This is a genomic window from Ruminococcus sp. zg-924, from assembly GCF_024433635.1.
Classification (GTDB): Bacteria; Bacillota; Clostridia; order Oscillospirales; family Acutalibacteraceae; genus UBA7067.
In genome coordinates this window covers 20,242-36,325 of sequence record NZ_WNJZ01000001.1, presented here as the reverse complement: position 1 = coordinate 36,325, position 16,084 = coordinate 20,242, and the positions used below count along the sequence as shown (strand labels likewise).

15 protein-coding genes are annotated in these 16,084 nt (G+C 44.0%); 3 read left to right on the top strand and 12 right to left on the bottom strand.

What is annotated here, in order from left to right:
- Positions 1-44: 44 nt before the first annotated feature.
- From GMA13_RS00175 to rsxC, 5 genes are read right to left on the bottom strand one after another with little or no spacing between them, the layout of a single operon-like run.
- Entirely contained in the window at positions 45-653 is a 609-nt protein-coding gene (locus GMA13_RS00175; RefSeq protein WP_255882150.1) for an electron transport complex protein RnfA, read from the bottom strand.
- Positions 646-1,326, bottom strand: coding sequence for an electron transport complex subunit RsxE (gene rsxE / locus GMA13_RS00170; protein WP_255882149.1), 681 nt, complete (start codon positions 1,324-1,326; stop codon positions 646-648). Before rsxE ends, GMA13_RS00175 begins: the two co-directional genes overlap by 8 nt.
- 1 nt (position 1,327) lies before the next feature.
- Positions 1,328-1,900, bottom strand: coding sequence for an RnfABCDGE type electron transport complex subunit G (locus tag GMA13_RS00165; protein ID WP_255882148.1), 573 nt, complete (start codon positions 1,898-1,900; stop codon positions 1,328-1,330).
- Positions 1,887-2,834 (bottom strand): RnfABCDGE type electron transport complex subunit D, encoded by a 948-nt coding sequence (locus tag GMA13_RS00160; protein ID WP_255882147.1) that lies wholly within the window; start codon positions 2,832-2,834, stop codon positions 1,887-1,889. The genes GMA13_RS00165 and GMA13_RS00160 overlap by 14 nt, the downstream gene beginning before the upstream one ends.
- A 9-nt stretch (positions 2,835-2,843) precedes the next feature.
- Positions 2,844-4,187, bottom strand: a complete 1,344-nt coding sequence (gene rsxC / locus GMA13_RS00155; RefSeq protein ID WP_255882146.1) for an electron transport complex subunit RsxC — start codon at positions 4,185-4,187, stop codon at positions 2,844-2,846.
- Between the two features lie 192 nt (positions 4,188-4,379).
- Between rsxC and spoVAE the strand changes: the two genes are divergently transcribed.
- Positions 4,380-4,733, top strand: coding sequence for a stage V sporulation protein AE (gene spoVAE, locus GMA13_RS00150; protein ID WP_255882145.1), 354 nt, complete (start codon positions 4,380-4,382; stop codon positions 4,731-4,733).
- Positions 4,734-4,830: 97 nt separating this feature from the next.
- On the opposite strand, the gene thrS is transcribed toward spoVAE, so the two are convergent.
- Both thrS and GMA13_RS00140 read right to left on the bottom strand, forming a co-directional pair.
- Positions 4,831-6,774: a threonine--tRNA ligase gene (thrS, locus tag GMA13_RS00145; RefSeq protein WP_255882144.1), complete on the bottom strand. Its 1,944-nt coding sequence runs from the start codon at positions 6,772-6,774 to the stop codon at positions 4,831-4,833.
- A gap of 312 nt (positions 6,775-7,086) precedes the next feature.
- Positions 7,087-8,304, bottom strand: a complete 1,218-nt coding sequence (locus tag GMA13_RS00140; RefSeq protein ID WP_255882143.1) for a hypothetical protein — start codon at positions 8,302-8,304, stop codon at positions 7,087-7,089.
- Between the two features lie 230 nt (positions 8,305-8,534).
- Between GMA13_RS00140 and GMA13_RS00135 the strand changes: the two genes are divergently transcribed.
- Positions 8,535-9,545, top strand: a complete 1,011-nt coding sequence (locus tag GMA13_RS00135) for a hypothetical protein (protein WP_255882142.1) — start codon at positions 8,535-8,537, stop codon at positions 9,543-9,545.
- Here the strand turns inward: GMA13_RS00135 and GMA13_RS00130 are convergent.
- From GMA13_RS00130 to GMA13_RS00110, 5 genes are all read right to left on the bottom strand, one after another.
- The gene (locus GMA13_RS00130) at positions 9,542-10,348 is read right to left on the bottom strand and encodes a Cof-type HAD-IIB family hydrolase (RefSeq protein ID WP_255882140.1); all 807 of its coding nucleotides are present in this window, start codon (positions 10,346-10,348) and stop codon (positions 9,542-9,544) included. The genes GMA13_RS00135 and GMA13_RS00130 overlap by 4 nt on opposite strands.
- 235 nt (positions 10,349-10,583) lie before the next feature.
- Positions 10,584-11,066, bottom strand: coding sequence for a 23S rRNA (pseudouridine(1915)-N(3))-methyltransferase RlmH (gene rlmH / locus GMA13_RS00125; RefSeq protein ID WP_255882139.1), 483 nt, complete (start codon positions 11,064-11,066; stop codon positions 10,584-10,586).
- 7 nt (positions 11,067-11,073) lie between these two features.
- Entirely contained in the window at positions 11,074-11,865 is a 792-nt protein-coding gene (locus tag GMA13_RS00120) for an MBL fold metallo-hydrolase (protein WP_255882138.1), read from the bottom strand.
- A 79-nt stretch (positions 11,866-11,944) separates the two neighbouring features.
- Positions 11,945-13,228 carry a UDP-N-acetylglucosamine 1-carboxyvinyltransferase gene (locus GMA13_RS00115; RefSeq protein WP_255882137.1) on the bottom strand — a complete coding sequence of 428 codons (1,284 nt, stop codon included), beginning with the start codon at positions 13,226-13,228 and terminating at the stop codon, positions 11,945-11,947.
- Positions 13,229-13,613: 385 nt separating this feature from the next.
- Entirely contained in the window at positions 13,614-15,143 is a 1,530-nt protein-coding gene (locus GMA13_RS00110) for a YifB family Mg chelatase-like AAA ATPase (RefSeq protein ID WP_255882136.1), read from the bottom strand.
- 289 nt (positions 15,144-15,432) lie between these two features.
- On the opposite strand from GMA13_RS00110, the gene GMA13_RS00105 reads away from it, so the two are divergent.
- Positions 15,433-16,026: a sigma-70 family RNA polymerase sigma factor gene (locus GMA13_RS00105; RefSeq protein WP_255882135.1), complete on the top strand. Its 594-nt coding sequence runs from the start codon at positions 15,433-15,435 to the stop codon at positions 16,024-16,026.
- Positions 16,027-16,084: the final 58 nt, after the last annotated feature.

Sequence of the window (16,084 nt, the reverse complement as noted above, 5' to 3'; positions counted from 1 at the left end):
TTCCTCCATTAAACCAATCCAATGTCATTAAGCTGCGACATTGCCTATCCCATCAAGCCTTCTACAAGGCCTGCAAAGCCTAAGAATGAAACCGAAACAAGGCTTGCGGAAACAAGTGTAATCGGTAAGCCCTTAAGCGATTTGGGAATATCAGCTGTTTCAAGACGACCTCTTACTCCTGCAAAAATAACCATAGCCACAAGGAAGCCAATACCTGCGCCCAATGCGTTCACCAATGCGGTAACATAGGTGTAGCTCGGATCCTGAGCCGCTTTTTCAAGTACAAGCATTGTTACGCCCAAAACAGCGCAGTTTGTTGTGATAAGCGGCAGATATATACCCAAGGAATTGTAAAGCGGCGGCATATATTTTTTAAGAATAATCTCTACCAGCTGAACAAGTCCGGCTATTACAAGAATAAACACTATTGTCTGCAAATACTCAAGACCGCTCGGAACAAGAATATTCTCATAAATCGGGTAAGTAACAGCGGTAGCCAACACCATAACAAAAGTTACTGCGGCGCTCATGCCGAGAGCCGTGTTGACCTTTTTTGAAACGCCCAAAAACGGACAGATACCAAGGAACTTCGACAGAACGTAGTTTTCCGTCAATATAGCCGCTAAAAACACGGCAACAAGCTGTTTAACCATTGCACTGTCCCTCCTCCTTAAGCTTTGAGCAATTCTTGTTCATCGGGCATTTTGCACAGCTTATGTCCTCCGCTGTCTTTTGCTTGCCGCTAAGCTTTGAGGAAAGCGCAACAAGCATACCAAACACGAAAAAGCCGCCCGGCGGAAGAATGAATATAAGTATTGGGTCCATAAAGGCAGATGTCACCGGAAGCCCGAATATCGTTCCGGCACCAAGAAGCTCTCTGATAGCACCCATAAGAAGCATTGCAGCTGTAAAACCAACACCCATGCCGAGCCCGTCAACCATTGACGGAACAACACTGTTCTTGCTTGCGAACATCTCGGCTCTGCCAAGGATAATGCAGTTTACAACTATAAGCGGCAGATAAATTCCAAGAGATTCGTCAATAGCCGGCGCAAACGCCTTCACAAGCATCTGAACCATTGTAACAAAGCCTGCTATTATCGTTATGTATGCCGGTATTCTCACCTTGTCGGGAATAACCTTTCTTAAGAGAGATATAGCCGCATTTGAACATATAAGAACAAGTGTAGCCGCAACGCCCATGCCGATTGCGTTTGACGCCTGTGTTGTAACGGCAAGCGTCGGGCAGGTACCAAGCACAAGACAAAGCACTGGATTTTCCTTAATTATGCCCTTTGAAAATTCCTTAAAAAGTCCTTTAGCCAAGTTATTCCCCTCCCTTTAATATTTCTTCGTAAGCCGCAACAGCACTGTTTACGGCATTTGTTACCGCTTTTGAGGTTATTGTTGCGCCTGTCAGCGCCTCAATCTCGCCGTCTTTCGGTTCGGCATTTTTTATAACGGTTATTTCCTTTGCCTTTTGCTTGTATTGGTCGGTAAACTCGCTGTTTACGGCATTTGCACCAAGTCCCGGTGTTTCGCTCTGAGAAAGGATTGAAACACCGCTTATCTCGCCGCTTTTGCTGTCTATTCCAACCATAACCTCAACTGCTCCGCCGTAGCCGTTGGAGCTTGCCGTAAAGGTATATCCGACTGTTTCGCCGTTTATAATGCCCTTGTAGCTGTCGCTGACGCCCTCAAACTTGGACTCAAGCTTTTCAAAGCTTTCGGCATTCGGCAGAACAACTGCTCTTGCCTGCTCTGCTTTTTGCGCTGACTGCTGTGCAATAGGCTCCTTTGTCAGATTATTAACAGCCGCCAGAATCGCAGTTACTCCAACGCATATTATAAGCAAAACGATAATCGGCATTATAATTTCCTTTGGATTAAGCTTTTTCATTCTTTTTCTCCTTTCCAAAGGGTCTTGGCTTTGTCAGGTTCTCAATATGCGGAACGAGAATGTTCATAAGAATGATTGAGAACGAAACACCCTCAGGCAGATTTGCGTAAAGCCTGATAAGCACCGTAATAATTCCGCAGCCTATGCCGAAGATAACTTTGCCCCAAGTATTCATCGGAGAGGTTGTGTAATCGGTAGCCATAAAGATTGCGCCAAGCATAACGCCGCCGCTTAAAATATGGAACACAGGGTCCTGACCCAAAACAAAAGAAAGCACAAAAACAGTGCCAATAAAGCAAAGCGGAATTACAGGTGATATTACACGCCTTGCAACAAGATAAATTCCACCGAGAACAAGAGCGATAACGCAGGTTTCGCCCAGACAGCCGCCTGTGTTGCCAATGAGCAAATCAAAATAGCTTGTTTTCTCACCTTGAGCCATCATAGCAAGCGGAGTTGCACCGGTAACACTGTCGGCTGTATTAAGCCACTCAAACGGCTTTTCCCACGTTGTCATATGAACAGGGAACGAAACAAGCAAAACTATTCTTGCTGTGATAGCCGGATTTACAAAGTTGTTTCCAATTCCGCCGAACATCTGTTTAACCGCAATAATTGCAACGGCACAGCCGAAAACGGCGATAAGCGGATTTATACCTGACGGCAGATTCAGCGCTAAAAGCAAGCCTGTTACAACTGCGCTCAAATCGCCTATTGTGTTTTTCCTCTTCATCACCCTGCGGCAGATATATTCCATTACAACACAAGAGATAACGCACACTGCGATAAGCATAAGACTTTTCCAGCCAAAGAAAACAGTCGCCGCTATTGACGCCGGCACAAGAGAGATTATGACGTCAAGCATAATTTTTCTTGTTGTCGCACCGCTTGACAAATGCGGTGACGATGAAACAGTAAGCATATTTTCCATCATTATCCCTCCTTAATTTTTCTTGCTGTTGCGCACAATGCTTTTGCCAAGGCGCATATTCTGAACAATCGGTCTGTTTGCAGGGCATACAAACGAGCAGCAGCCACATTCCATACAAACCATCAAGCCGCTTTCAAGCATAGAGGGTATATCCTTTTGCTTGATAAAGCCGCTTATTCTTGGCGGTACCAAGCCCATAGGACAGGCTGACGCACATCTGCCGCAGCGAATACAATCACTCGGCTCAAGTTTTGCAGCCTCTTTTTTAGAAAAGGCAAGAACGGCATTGTTTTGCTTTAAAAGCGGCATTTCGTCATCAGGCAATGCAAGACCCATCATCGGGCCGCCGAAAATCAGCTTTTCCGGCTGTTCCTTATATCCGCCGCAGAACTCAATTATATCCTTAATCTTAGTGCCAATCGGCACAATTACATTTTGCGGTCTGTTAACCGCCTGACCGTCAACGGTAATTCTCTTTGTAATAAGAGGCATACCGGTTTTAAGATATGAAGCAATAAACGCAACCGAGCCGATATTCATTACAACACAGCCAACATCGGCAGGAAGCTTTCCCTCAGGAACAACACGATTTGTGCAAGCCTTTATTATAACCTTCTCAGCTCCCTGCGGATATCTCGCCTTAAGCGGCAGAACACAAACCTCGCCCTTCATGTCACGGTTTGCGGCGGTGCATACCTCCTGCAAAACCTTGATTGCTTTCGGCTTGTTGCTTTCAATGGCTATAATCGCTGTGTCAATCTCCATAAGCTCCATAACCGACTTTATTCCGCTGATAACTCCCCAGGAGTTTTCGAGAGCTTCACGGTTATCAGCCGTAATATACGGCTCACATTCTGCTGCATTGATGATAAGAGTATCAACCTTATCCTTTTCAACACTCAGCTTAACGTGCACAGGAAAGCCTGCACCGCCAAGACCAACAACGCCGCTGTCCCTTACAGCTCTAATAAAGTCCTCTCTTGAGTTGATATTAGGCGGAGCTATGCCCTCAAACGGCGTCATAAGTCCGTCGCTCTCAATTCTGACCGCCTGAACCTTTGTGCCATTCGGCATAGTCACAGTTTCTATCTTTTTCACCTTGCCCGAAACTGAAGAGTGCATCGGTACCGACACAAAAGCATCGCTGTCGCCTATCAGCTGACCAACCTTAACCACATCGCCTGCCTTCACAACCGGCTTACAGGGTGCGCCGATGTGCTGACTCATACAAATAATCACCTCATTCGGCGGCGGCATTATTACGCTTTCACACTCTGCCGTGTGCTTCCTGTGCGGAGCCTTGACCCCTCCTCTTGTATGAAATGGCTTCAAGGGCAATTTACTTTTATCCTCCATTCCAATCCCCCATTCTTAATTTATATTTTGCAAGTATTACAAAACAGCGTATAAACATTATTATTTTAGCATTTTTCGACCTTTAAAGCAACACCGCAGGCTCTTATTTTCCAAAGGAATAATATGTATAAAACGCCGAAAATATTTAATAATAAACACATAGACCAAAAGAAATTAAAGGGATATGATAAGATGGACTATATAAATGCGTTTTGGGTCGGCGGCCTTATATGTGTAGTAGCGCAAATTTTAATAGACAAAACAAAGCTCACACCTGCAAGAATACTTGTAAGCTATGTTTGCGCAGGCGTGCTTTTAAGCGGAATAGGAATATATGAACATTTAGTTGACTTCGCCGGAGCAGGAGCAACCGTCCCGCTCAGCGGCTTCGGATACACGATGACAGAGGGTATTAAAAAGGCAATATCCGAAAAAGGCTTTCTCGGAGTGCTTACAGGTGGTTTAACCGCTGCGGCGGCAGGTATATCGGCGGCTGTGGTGTTCGGCTACCTTGCGGCACTTGTTGGCAAAAGCAGAGAAAAATAAGCGTAAAAACGGCGTATTCCGAACTGTTGTGGAATACGCCGTTTTGTAAATATAACAAATTAGCTATATATAGTTTTCCGTTTTTCGCAAAGCTTTATCACTTTATAGCCTTTGTTGCAATCTCCTCAAGTGCCATTGACAAGAATTCATCAACGCTCATAGAGCCTATGTCGCCCTCCTTGCGTGAACGAACAGAAATTGTTCCGTTCTCAATGTCCTTGTCGCCCATCAAAATCATATACGGCACCTTCTCAAGCTGTGCTTCTCTGATTTTATAGCCGATTTTCTCGCTTCTATCGTCAAGCTCACAGCGGATTCCTTTTGCCTCCAAGGCTTCTTTAACCTTTGAGATAGCCTCAATGTGTCTGTCTGCAATCGGCAAAAGCTTTACCTGAATCGGAGCAAGCCACATTGGGAATGCACCTGCGTACTTTTCAATAAGCAGAGCAAGTGTTCTCTCATAGCAGCCGATTGAAGTTCTGTGAATAATGTACGGATTCTTCTTTGTGCCGTCCTTATCAACATACTCCATACCGAATTTCTCGGCAAGCATCTGGTCAATCTGAATTGTAATAAGAGTGTCCTCCTTGCCGTAAACATTCTTTATTTGAATATCAAGCTTCGGTCCGTAGAAGGCAGCCTCGCCAATGCCGATTGTATAAGGAATTTCAAGATGCTTCAGGATTTTCTCCATTGTACCCTGAGCCTCGTCCCACTGTTCAGATGTGCCGATATATTTTTCACGGTTGTTTGGATCCCACTGTGAGAAACGGTAGGAAACGTCCTCGTAAAGGCCGAGTGTTTTGAGCATAAAGGTTGTAAGCTCAATACAGCTTTTAAACTCGCCCTCAAGCTGTTCAGGAGTACACATCAGGTGACCCTCTGATATTGTAAACTGGCGAACACGGATAAGCCCGTGCATCTCGCCACTCGCTTCATTTCTGAAAAGTGTTGAGGTTTCGTTATAGCGCAGCGGCAAATCACGGTATGAACGGCCTCTGTTCAGATATGCCTGATACTGGAACGGGCAGGTCATTGGACGAAGCGCAAACACCTCTTTGTCCTTTTCCTCATCACCTAAAACAAACATACCGTCCTTATAGTGATCCCAGTGACCCGACAATTTATAAAGGTCGCTCTTAGCCATAAACGGAGTTTTTGTAAGCAGCCAGCCTCTCTTCTGCTCCTCGTCCTCAACAAAACGCTGCAAAAGCTGAATTACTCTTGCACCCTTTGGCAAAAGAATAGGCAAGCCCTGACCGATAATATCTGAGGTTGTGAAAAGCTCAAGCTCACGTCCAAGCTTATTGTGGTCTCTTGCAATAGCCTGCTCTCTCTTTACAAGATACTCCTCAAGCATACTTGCCTTCGGGAATGCAATACCGTAAACTCTGCAAAGCTGGGCCTTGCTTGCATCTCCTCGCCAATATGCGCCTGTGCAGTTTGTAAGCTTAAATGCCTTTATCGGCGATACATTCATAAGATGCGGACCTGCGCACAAATCAACAAACTCGTCCTGCTTATAGAAGCTTATGTCCTCGCCCTTGCCTGCGTGCTCCTGAGCAAGCTCCACCTTGTACGGCTCTTCTCTTTCCTGTAACAGAGCAACAGCCTCATCAATCGGCTTTGCAAAATGCTCAAGCACAACACCGCTTTTTACAATAGCCTTCATTTCTTTTTCAATTTTTTCCAAGTCCTCATTTGAAAACGGCTTTTCAACGTCAAAGTCATAATAGAAGCCGTTGTCAATAGCAGGTCCGATTGCGCACTTTGCATTCGGGTAAAGGCGCTTTACAGCCTGTGCAAGAACGTGTGAAGCTGTGTGCCAGAAAGCTTTTTTGCCGTCCGGATGGTCAAATGTAAGCACCTCAAGTTCACAGTCGCTTTCAACAGGTGTTCGCAAATCCTTAAGTTCTCCGTTTATCTTACATACGCAGGCGGTCTTAAAAAATCCGCCGCCCATGCTCTTTACAATTTCTGCAACGGCTGTGCCGTTTTCAACTTCCTTAACACTGCCGTTTGATAATTTTACGTTTACCATTTCTATCTTCCTTTCAAAATAATAAAAGCCCCGTCCCAAAATGGGACGAAGCTTAATGTCCGTGGTTCCACCCAATTTCAGCAGATAACTCTGCTCTTATACAGCCTTTAACGGAGCCGCCCGTCACACCTTATTTCGGCGTGCCGCTCAAGGGTGGTGTGGAAAGTTCGTGCACGGTGTGTCTTTCAGCCGGTGAACACACTCTCTGAACCAGCAACTTGAAAATTCCCGTCCCTTTCATAGCCTTTGTTGATTGTGATTATTATGCTATCACTATTTTAATTCGTTGTCAAGCAAATTTTTCTGTAAAAATTATTGCTCGCCCGTCAACTCACTTATCAATCTGTTTATACTGTCAAGGTCAATGTCTCCGAGTCCGTCGTCTGTCTTTGACGGTTCGTTATTCTCTTCGCTGTGTTCCTCATCAACTTTTTCCTCATCAACTTTTTTCTCTTCAGCTTTTTCCTCTTCCTGCTGCATAGGCTCTTCATTTTCGGCTGCGGCGTCCTCAGCAGGCTCTGCGTCAGCATACCGGTCATAAATTTCATTCTTATATTGCTCAAGCTTCTCAGCGGCGGTTGTGGTTGAATACTCGTCAACACTGAACATTGTCATTTCAGCCTGCTGCATAATCGGGTCGTCGGTAAGCTCTATTAAGGACTCAGGGTCGATATTCTCGTCAAACTCAACAACGGGAGATTTAACCTTATTCAAATCAATGCCGGCCTCCTCATACTCCTTCTCAGAGCGCTCAAGCGCGTTCTTGGAAAGCTCAATGAGGAAGAACAGAGCAAACAGTGAAAGCATAAAGAACTCATATGTTCTTACGTTTTCAATAAAGCTGAATGTACCGTTTTTCATCTGTGAGATAGTATGTGAAAGCGTGTAGGCTGTGCTGACAAGAATTGCCGGCATACCATAGATAAAGCAAGCCTTAACTGCGTGTCTGCCTTTAACATTGATATACACCATAGCACAGTTGAGCAGGAAAAGAGTCATAAGCACCATATAAACTATATCGGTCATATCTCGTGACTCAGGCGAAATTGTTTTATCTCTTAAGAATGTAAGGAATGTTCTTGCAAAGCCCCACAGAGCAGGCATAACCATCAAGCCCGACAAATCCTTAGCCTTATTGTTGCCGGAAAACGATGATATGCCCATAATTATAATAGAAACACCGCCGACAACTGATATAAGCGCATCGACAATTACGGTTACATCAACGCTGACCATAACAGAGGTAACGGCGTCCGCAAACAAAAAAGCTCCTGCGGCAATGGCGAATATTCCTGCCGGAACATTCTTGCCTATATCATAGTAAGCAGATGTTCTGCGGTCAAGCATTGACATAACGGCAAGAACCAAAATTGTTACAATAACAATTGCCGCAAAGCCCAGAGTTATTGCTCCTCCTGCCATAAGTCCGGTATCTGCACCCTTCGGGTCAAACATAGCCTGATAAACCCTGAGCAATACTCCGCCTACAAACAGCGGAATAAACGGTATCCACATTAATTTAGTTTTCAAATACAGCACTCCCTTAGAACACAACTCAAGTAAGCGGCTGAATTTAAACTTCAGTGCCTGCTTAAGTAATAATTATTTTTCCCATTAATATAATCTAAGTGTAGGGCATGCTGTAACCCGGCACTGCCCCATAATTGACTATACGGTTTATATTTTAATTCAAAACCTTGTCAATGTCAATAAAAGCCAAGTAAGTAAGCAATAAAATATAACAAAACAAAGGGATAGATATGAAAAAGCTTTTTATCGGTATAATCGTTCTATTCGCCTTAATGGCGGCAATACCTGCAATAATCAGCATACCCAAGGCTGATATTAGCTCTCTGTTCATTAAAGCGCAGAGCAATGCTGACAATACCGCAGAAAAAACAAAGCAGACGCACTCTGATGACAAGCACAGCAAAACTGAAAAGGACGGCTTCTTGCTATTGGAGGAAAACGGCGATAAAACCTCTTATTCACAATTAGAGATGCTCTGCGGCGCTCTTGCGGCGAAAATGCCGCAGGAATACAGCGAGGAAAGCGCATACGCACTTGCGGCGGCGCTGTATTCTCAACTTTGCTATATGAAGGAAAACCGAAGCTCAAACGGTCTTGACGGAGCAGATCTTGCAAAAAAAGACAACGGCGGCTGCAATTTTCTTACAAAACAAGAGGCGGCGGAAAAATACGGCGGCGATTTCTACGAGCTGTGCAAAAAATACGCTGAACACGGCATAAAAACGAGTATTACCAATGACAAAAAAAGGATAAACGCACTTGTTTTCAGGTCTTGCAACGGCAGCACAAATTCAGCCACCGAGCTTTTTCCGAAAAAAAAGCTTTCATACTGCCAAATTGCACCGAGTCCTTGGGATAAGTACGGCAATATATATTCCGAAAAAAATTTTTCACGGGAGAAAACGGAAACATTAATCACAGAAAAGCTGAAAATAACCAAATTCCCCGACAAGCTGTCGGACTATATAAAAATCAAAAGCACCGCCCAAAACGGTACGGTGCTTGACGCTGAGCTTTGCGGAAAAGCTGTAAGCGGTATTGATATTATGAATTTATTCTCACTGAAAAGCCCATGCTTTGAAATCGAATACGGCGAAAAGCAAATCCATTTCACTGTAATCGGCGAGGGAATACCCGTTGGAATGAGCATTTCAGGCGCCGACGGTATGGCAAGGCAGGGCGCACAAATGAGTGAAATTCTGTCGCATTATTATACCGATTGTGAGATTAAGAGCAATTAAGACACGAATTTCTCAATAGCGTAAGCCACGCCGTCATCATCGTTCGACAGAGTAACAAAGTCTGCCGCAGCCTTAACTTCTTTGTTCGCATTGCCCATTGCAACGCCAAGTCCCGCATATTTTATCATTGTCAAATCGTTATAGCCGTCGCCGCAGGCAATACATTCCTCTCTTTTGCAGCCAAGGCTTTTAAGCAGATAATCAATCGACTGCGCCTTGTCAACGCCAAGCGGAACAAGCTCAAGGAAGAATTCTTCTGAACGGTAAACACCAAGCTTTCCCTCATACTTTTTCTTTAATATCTCCTCAAGCTTTAATATGTCCTCAACCTCACCTGAAAGCAGACATTTATTAACTTCAAATGTAACATATGAAGCAAAGTCGTCAACAAAGTTTGTTTCAAGTCCGATAATGTCAGCCTCTACGTTTGAATATTTATTGACATTGCCGCCTGTAACAATAGTATCGTTTTCATAGGTGTTTATAGTCACCCTGTAATCCTTAATTATTTCGCAGATTTCCGGCAGATATTCGTTTGGGAAACACCTGTTGTAAATTGTTTCGCCGCTTTTAACCTGTGTGATTCTTCCGCCGTTGTAGGAAAGAATATATCCGCCCTGCTTGTCAAAGCCAAGCTTTTTTGCATACGGCATAACACCCTGCGGCGGTCTGCCGCTTGCTATTACAACAGCCTTGCCCTCGTCCTGCATTTCTTTCAGAACGTCAAATGTTTTTTTAGTAATCTTCTTTTCGGAATTAACAAGTGTTCCGTCTATGTCCAAAACAATAACCTTATAACTCATTATAATCACCTGCTGATTAACTTTAAATTTTGTGTTTGTTTGCAAAACCTAAATTTTACGTTCTTCATTGCCTATAATATATTGCCTGAACCCGATATTGTCAACACTTTAACAAGTAACGAAAAAAAGTTCGGATTGATGTATTATTTTAATAAAAACCTAATAATTCTTTTGTGCAATTAATCTACATAATTTTCCAAAAAAATGCCTGTCTGTTCATCTCAGACAGGTTTAATTATTTATGATATTTTCCTCCGCTTGAAATCTGAAACGCCCTGTAAAGCTGTTCAAGCACCATTACCCTTGCCAACTGATGAGGAAACGTCATTTTTGACATTGAAAGCTTCAGCCTTGACTTCGCCTTAATTTCATCGCAAAGTCCGTATGAGCCTCCTATCACAAAAGCTATGCTGCTTACCCCGGAAACCGCCGTTTTATCGATGAATTCGGCAAGCTCTGGTGATGAAAGCTGCTTTCCTTCAATGCACATCGCAATAATGGCGTCGCATTTTTCTGCCTTTTGCAAAAGTCGTTTGCCCTCGGCTTCAATCACACGGTTTATTTCACTTTGAGAGGGATTGTCGCTTATCCTCTCCTCCGCAAGCTCTGCTATTTCAAGCCTGCAAAATGCGCCCAGCCGCTTTGAGTATTCAAGGCAGGCGTCTCTTAAATATTTTTCCTTTAGCTTTCCTACGCACAAAATCTTTACGCTTAACATTTTCCACCTATATTATTACGCTCTCGCCGCAAGTTTCCGGCGGCGCAACCATAAGCGTAAAATCCCTGTTTTTCTTCATTCCGCACTGAGCAAGCTCATACAAAGCTGAGTTCTCGGCTATCATTGGTATATTGTTGTCACGGCTCAAATGAGCAAGAATAAAGCGTGTTGCTCCGCTTTCAACAAGCTCAGGCAGAAGCTTTGAGCAGGCATCATTTGAAAGATGACCACAGTCAGACAAAATTCTTCGCTTAAGCTGGTACGGATAAGCACCGTTCATAAGCATACCTATATCATGGTTCGACTCTAAAATCACAGCGCTGCAGCCTGTTATGGCTCTGCGTATTTCATCGGTTATGATTCCCGTGTCGGTTGCAAGCGCAACCTTTACACCATTCGACATTTCAACAGTGTAGCCTACGCTTCCTATGCAATCGTGTGAGGTGGCAAACGGCTTTATCAGCATACCGTCAATAGCAACTCCCCGACTGTCAATTTCATTTCCGTCAACCTTTTCGTTTACAACGCCCATCTGCTCAAGCGTGTGCATTGTATCATATGAGGCATAAACCTTAATTTTATGGCGAGATGAGAAAACACGCAGACCCTGAATGTGGTCGGTATGCTCATGTGTGACAAAAATTGCACGGATAGTATCAATATCAATTTGGTTTGCCGCAAGTGCATTTTCAATCTGCTTTGCGCTTCGCCCTGCGTCAATCAGTATGCCGTTGCCTGCCGAGCTTATGTAATAGCTGTTACCTTGGCTGCCGCTGAAAAGCGGACAAATTTTTGCCATATTAACACCTCTTTTGCTGAGAAAAAGGCCGCAGCAAAGCAAAGCCCGCCGTAGCCTTTAAAACTATCATTCAAAATTATTATGCTATAATCACCTGTGTAGTAGTGGTTGTTCTTTTCTTTACAATGTCTGCGCCAAGATTCTGAAGCTTCTCAATAATATTCTCGTATCCTCTCTCAACGTAGCCGATGTTCTCTATCTCCGTTATACCTCTTGCACAAAGACCTGCTATAACCATAGCGGCTCCTGCTCTTAAATCAGTTGCCTTAACAGGCGCAGCCTCAAGGTGGTCAACACCCTCAATAAACGCTCTTTTCCCCTCCACGGTTATCTTTGCGCCAAGCCTTGCAAGCTCAGATACATACTGAAAGCGGTTTTCCCACACGTTCTCGTTTACTATGCTTATGCCCTGTGCCGTAGTAAGCAGAGCCGCAAACTGCGGCTGCATATCTGTCGGAAATCCGGGATGCGGCATAGTCTTAATCGTACATTTTTTGAGTCTGCCATCGCTTATTATTCTTACAGCCTCGTCATATTCCTCAACCACAACGCCAATTTCCCTCAGCTTTGCGCTTATTACCTCAAGGTGCTTCGGAATTACGTTGCTTACAACCACATTGCCCCCTGCTGCCGCAGCAGCAACCATATATGTCCCGGCTTCAATCTGGTCGGGTATGATAGAATAGGTAGTGCCGTGAAGCGACTTAACACCTCTGATTTTGATTGTGTCTGTACCTGCTCCCTTTATGTTTGCGCCCATTGAGTTTAAGAAGTTCGCCAAATCAACAATGTGCGGCTCCTTTGCGGCGTTTTCAATTTCAGTTAAGCCCTCAGCCTTAACAGCGGCAAGCATAGCGTTCATAGTTGCACCGACAGAAACAACATCAAGATAAATGCTACTGCCTGAAAGCCTGTCTGCGCTAACGCTTATTACGCCGTTTTTAAGTGTGTGCTTTGCACCGAGTGCCTCAAAAGCCTTGAGATGCAAATCAATAGGGCGAACGCCAAAGTTACAGCCGCCGGGCATTGCAACCTCAGCCTTTCCGTATTTACCCAAAAGTGCTCCCAAAAGGTAGTATGACGCTCTCATACCTTTAACCTGATCGTAATTTGCAACGTGGGTAAATATTGTGGTCGGATCTATTTCAAGGGTAGTTTTTTTGACATTTCTTACGGTAGCACCCAAACCCTGCAAAATGTTTGCAATAAGCGTAACATCGCTTATATTAGGAACGTTTTCAATTCTGCAGGGAGAATCGGCAAGAACAACCGCCGGAATAATTGCAACAGCCGCATTCTTTGCGCCGCCTATTTTGACCTCGCCATACAGCTTGTTGCCGCCGTTTATCACATATTTGTCCAAATCGGAACACTCCCATTATATATTAACATTTGAACTATATATCTAAAATTTCGGTATCTTTCAAAATCTGTAGTAATCGTTTTGAGCAAATCCCAAAAATCGAACATCTTATTCAAAATCTTCTAATTTAAAATGATAATACAAACGTCAAACAATGTCAATACAATTCGAATTATACAAAAGTAATTTAACTATTTTGGTTACATTTATCACCGTCAACAGGCGTAAATATATTGAATATTTTTTTAAGTTTTTTTGTTAGTACGCTAAGTTAGAGCCTGCGGCACAGACCGTTGTGTTTTTGCTAAACTCAAATTTGCACACAGAGCAGTACATATTTTAATCAAAAAACGAATATCCCTATTATTTAATTGCTGTTTGTTTTCTACACGCCTTGCCAATACTTTCTGTCAAGGTTTCTATATTGTATAGCTTCGGCAATATGACGGGAATTAATCACCTCACAGCCGTCAAGGTCAGCTATTGTTCGTGCAACCTTAAGCACCCTGTCATACGCTCTTGCTGAAAAGCCCATTTTCTCAAACGCTGTTTTAAGCATAATTGACGCACGGTCATCCATAACACAAAACTGCTTCAGCGTTGACGGAGTAAGCCGTGCATTGCACCGCACGCTTGTTCCGACATACCTCTGCCTTTGAAGCTGTCTTGCGGCGTTTACCCTCGCCTTTATTTCAGCCGAGCTTTCGCTTGGCAAATCAGAATTAAGTTCGTCATAATTAACAGCCGGAACCTCAACGTGCAAATCAAGCCTGTCAAGAAGCGGCCCCGACACCCTTGAAAGATAACGGTGTACAGCCCCCTTAGCACAGGTGCAGTTTCTTGTAGGGTGTCCGAAATATCCGCACGGGCAGGGGTTCATTGCGGCAACAAGCATAACCGAACACGGGTATGACAGAGAGCCGCTGACCCTTGAAATTGTCACAACTCCGTCTTCTATCGGCTGCCTAAGCACCTCAAGAGAGCTACGGTTAAATTCCGGCAATTCATCCAAAAACAGCACGCCGTTATGCGCCAGCGAAATCTCACCCGGCTTTGGAACAGTACCGCCGCCGGAAAGTCCTGCCGCAGACACCGTGTGGTGCGGTGAACGAAACGGTCTGTGCTTAACAAGCGGAGCACCCGGCGGCAACACACCTGCTATTGAATGTATTTTTGTTGTTTCTATCATCTCTTCAAAACTCATATCAGGCAATATTGACGGCAATCGTTTTGCAAGCATACTCTTGCCGGAGCCGGGAGGTCCTATAAGCAGAATATTATGCCCTCCTGCAGCGGCAACCTCCATTGCACGTTTAGCCTCAAGCTGCCCCTTGACCTGTGAAAAATCCGGATACTCATTCAAATCCTCGTCCTGCGCATCAAGCGGCTTTGCAGGCGGAATCTCACGCCGTCCGCTCAAATCATCGTAAAGCTGAACAATATCTTCAACAGGCTTTACCTCAATGCCTTCCACCACAGCTCCTTCAGCGCCGTTCTCAGCAGGCACATAAATACGCTCAAAGCCGCACTGCCTCGCCTTTATAACCATCGGCAGCACACCTCTTACAGCACGCAGCCGACCTCCGAGCGATAACTCGCCGATAAATGCGTATTTTGGATTAACGGGCAGAAGCTGACCTGTTGACTGCATAATCGTTACCAAAATCGGCAAATCGTAAAACGGACCTTCCTTTTTCGTGTCGGCAGGAGCCAAATTAATTGTTATTCTCCCAAGCGGAAAATCAAATCCCATATTTTTCATTGACGCCCTTACCCTGTCACGTGATTCCTTAACAGCCGTATCCGGAAGTCCAACTATATCAAAAGCCGGCATACCTCCGGTTACATCTGCCTCTACATCTATAACATACGCATCAAGTCCAAACAGCCCCATGCTCTTGCTCTGTACTACCATATCCTACAACTCTTTTCTGAATTTTATACGTTAGAAAATATACTTAAATTTTATCATATATTCTAAAAAAATTGCCTGCGCAATTTTGACAAATTTTGAATTAAGATTATGTAAAAATTAACATCAAGGTTCAATGTAAATCTACCAAACTTTGTCGATTTTTAAACTATTGAATAGATTTTATTAACATTTACAACAGTCTGTGATATATATTCAAAAAAACCATTGACATTTTTGCCCATTTAAAGTATGATAAGCTTATAAAAGAGTTCTCTGCGAGGTTAATTATATGTATAATGACAAAATCGGCTGTAACGGTGACGATAGCTTAAGCGATGAACAGCTGATTGAGAGAATTCGCAACGGTAATGAAACAGCCTTTGAGTCGCTGTCAAAACGATATGCCCCGTTAATTTACGGCAAATCGGCTGAATTTTCAAGAAGCATTAGTTTCGAGGATAAGGACGATCTTGTGCAGGAAAGCTACATAGTATTTCTGCACGCCGTCAACAGTTACCGAACAGATAAAAACGTCAGCTTCAAAACATACGTAAACCGCTGTATTTTCAACAAGCTTTCATCGGTTTACGCCAACGAAAAGCGAAAAAAGAAGATTCCATACAACTGCATAGTCCCGATAGACAGCGGCGAGCTTTCAGACATCGGCGGCGGAGCAAACCCCGAACAGCAGTATATTGACAACGAGGGCTTTGCCGATTTGCAGAAAAAAATAAAAAAATCTCTTTCCTCCTTTGAGCAAAAGGTTTTGTCCCACTATTTAAGCGGCAGCTCTTATGTTCAAACGGCACGTTCGCTTAACACAACAGTTAAGGCAGTTGACAATGCATTATCACGCATACGCAAAAAGCTGAGATGCATTTGACTGATATATGTCCCCGTAGCTCACGAAGAGCGTTGTAAAACAAAGGCAGTGGTGCAAC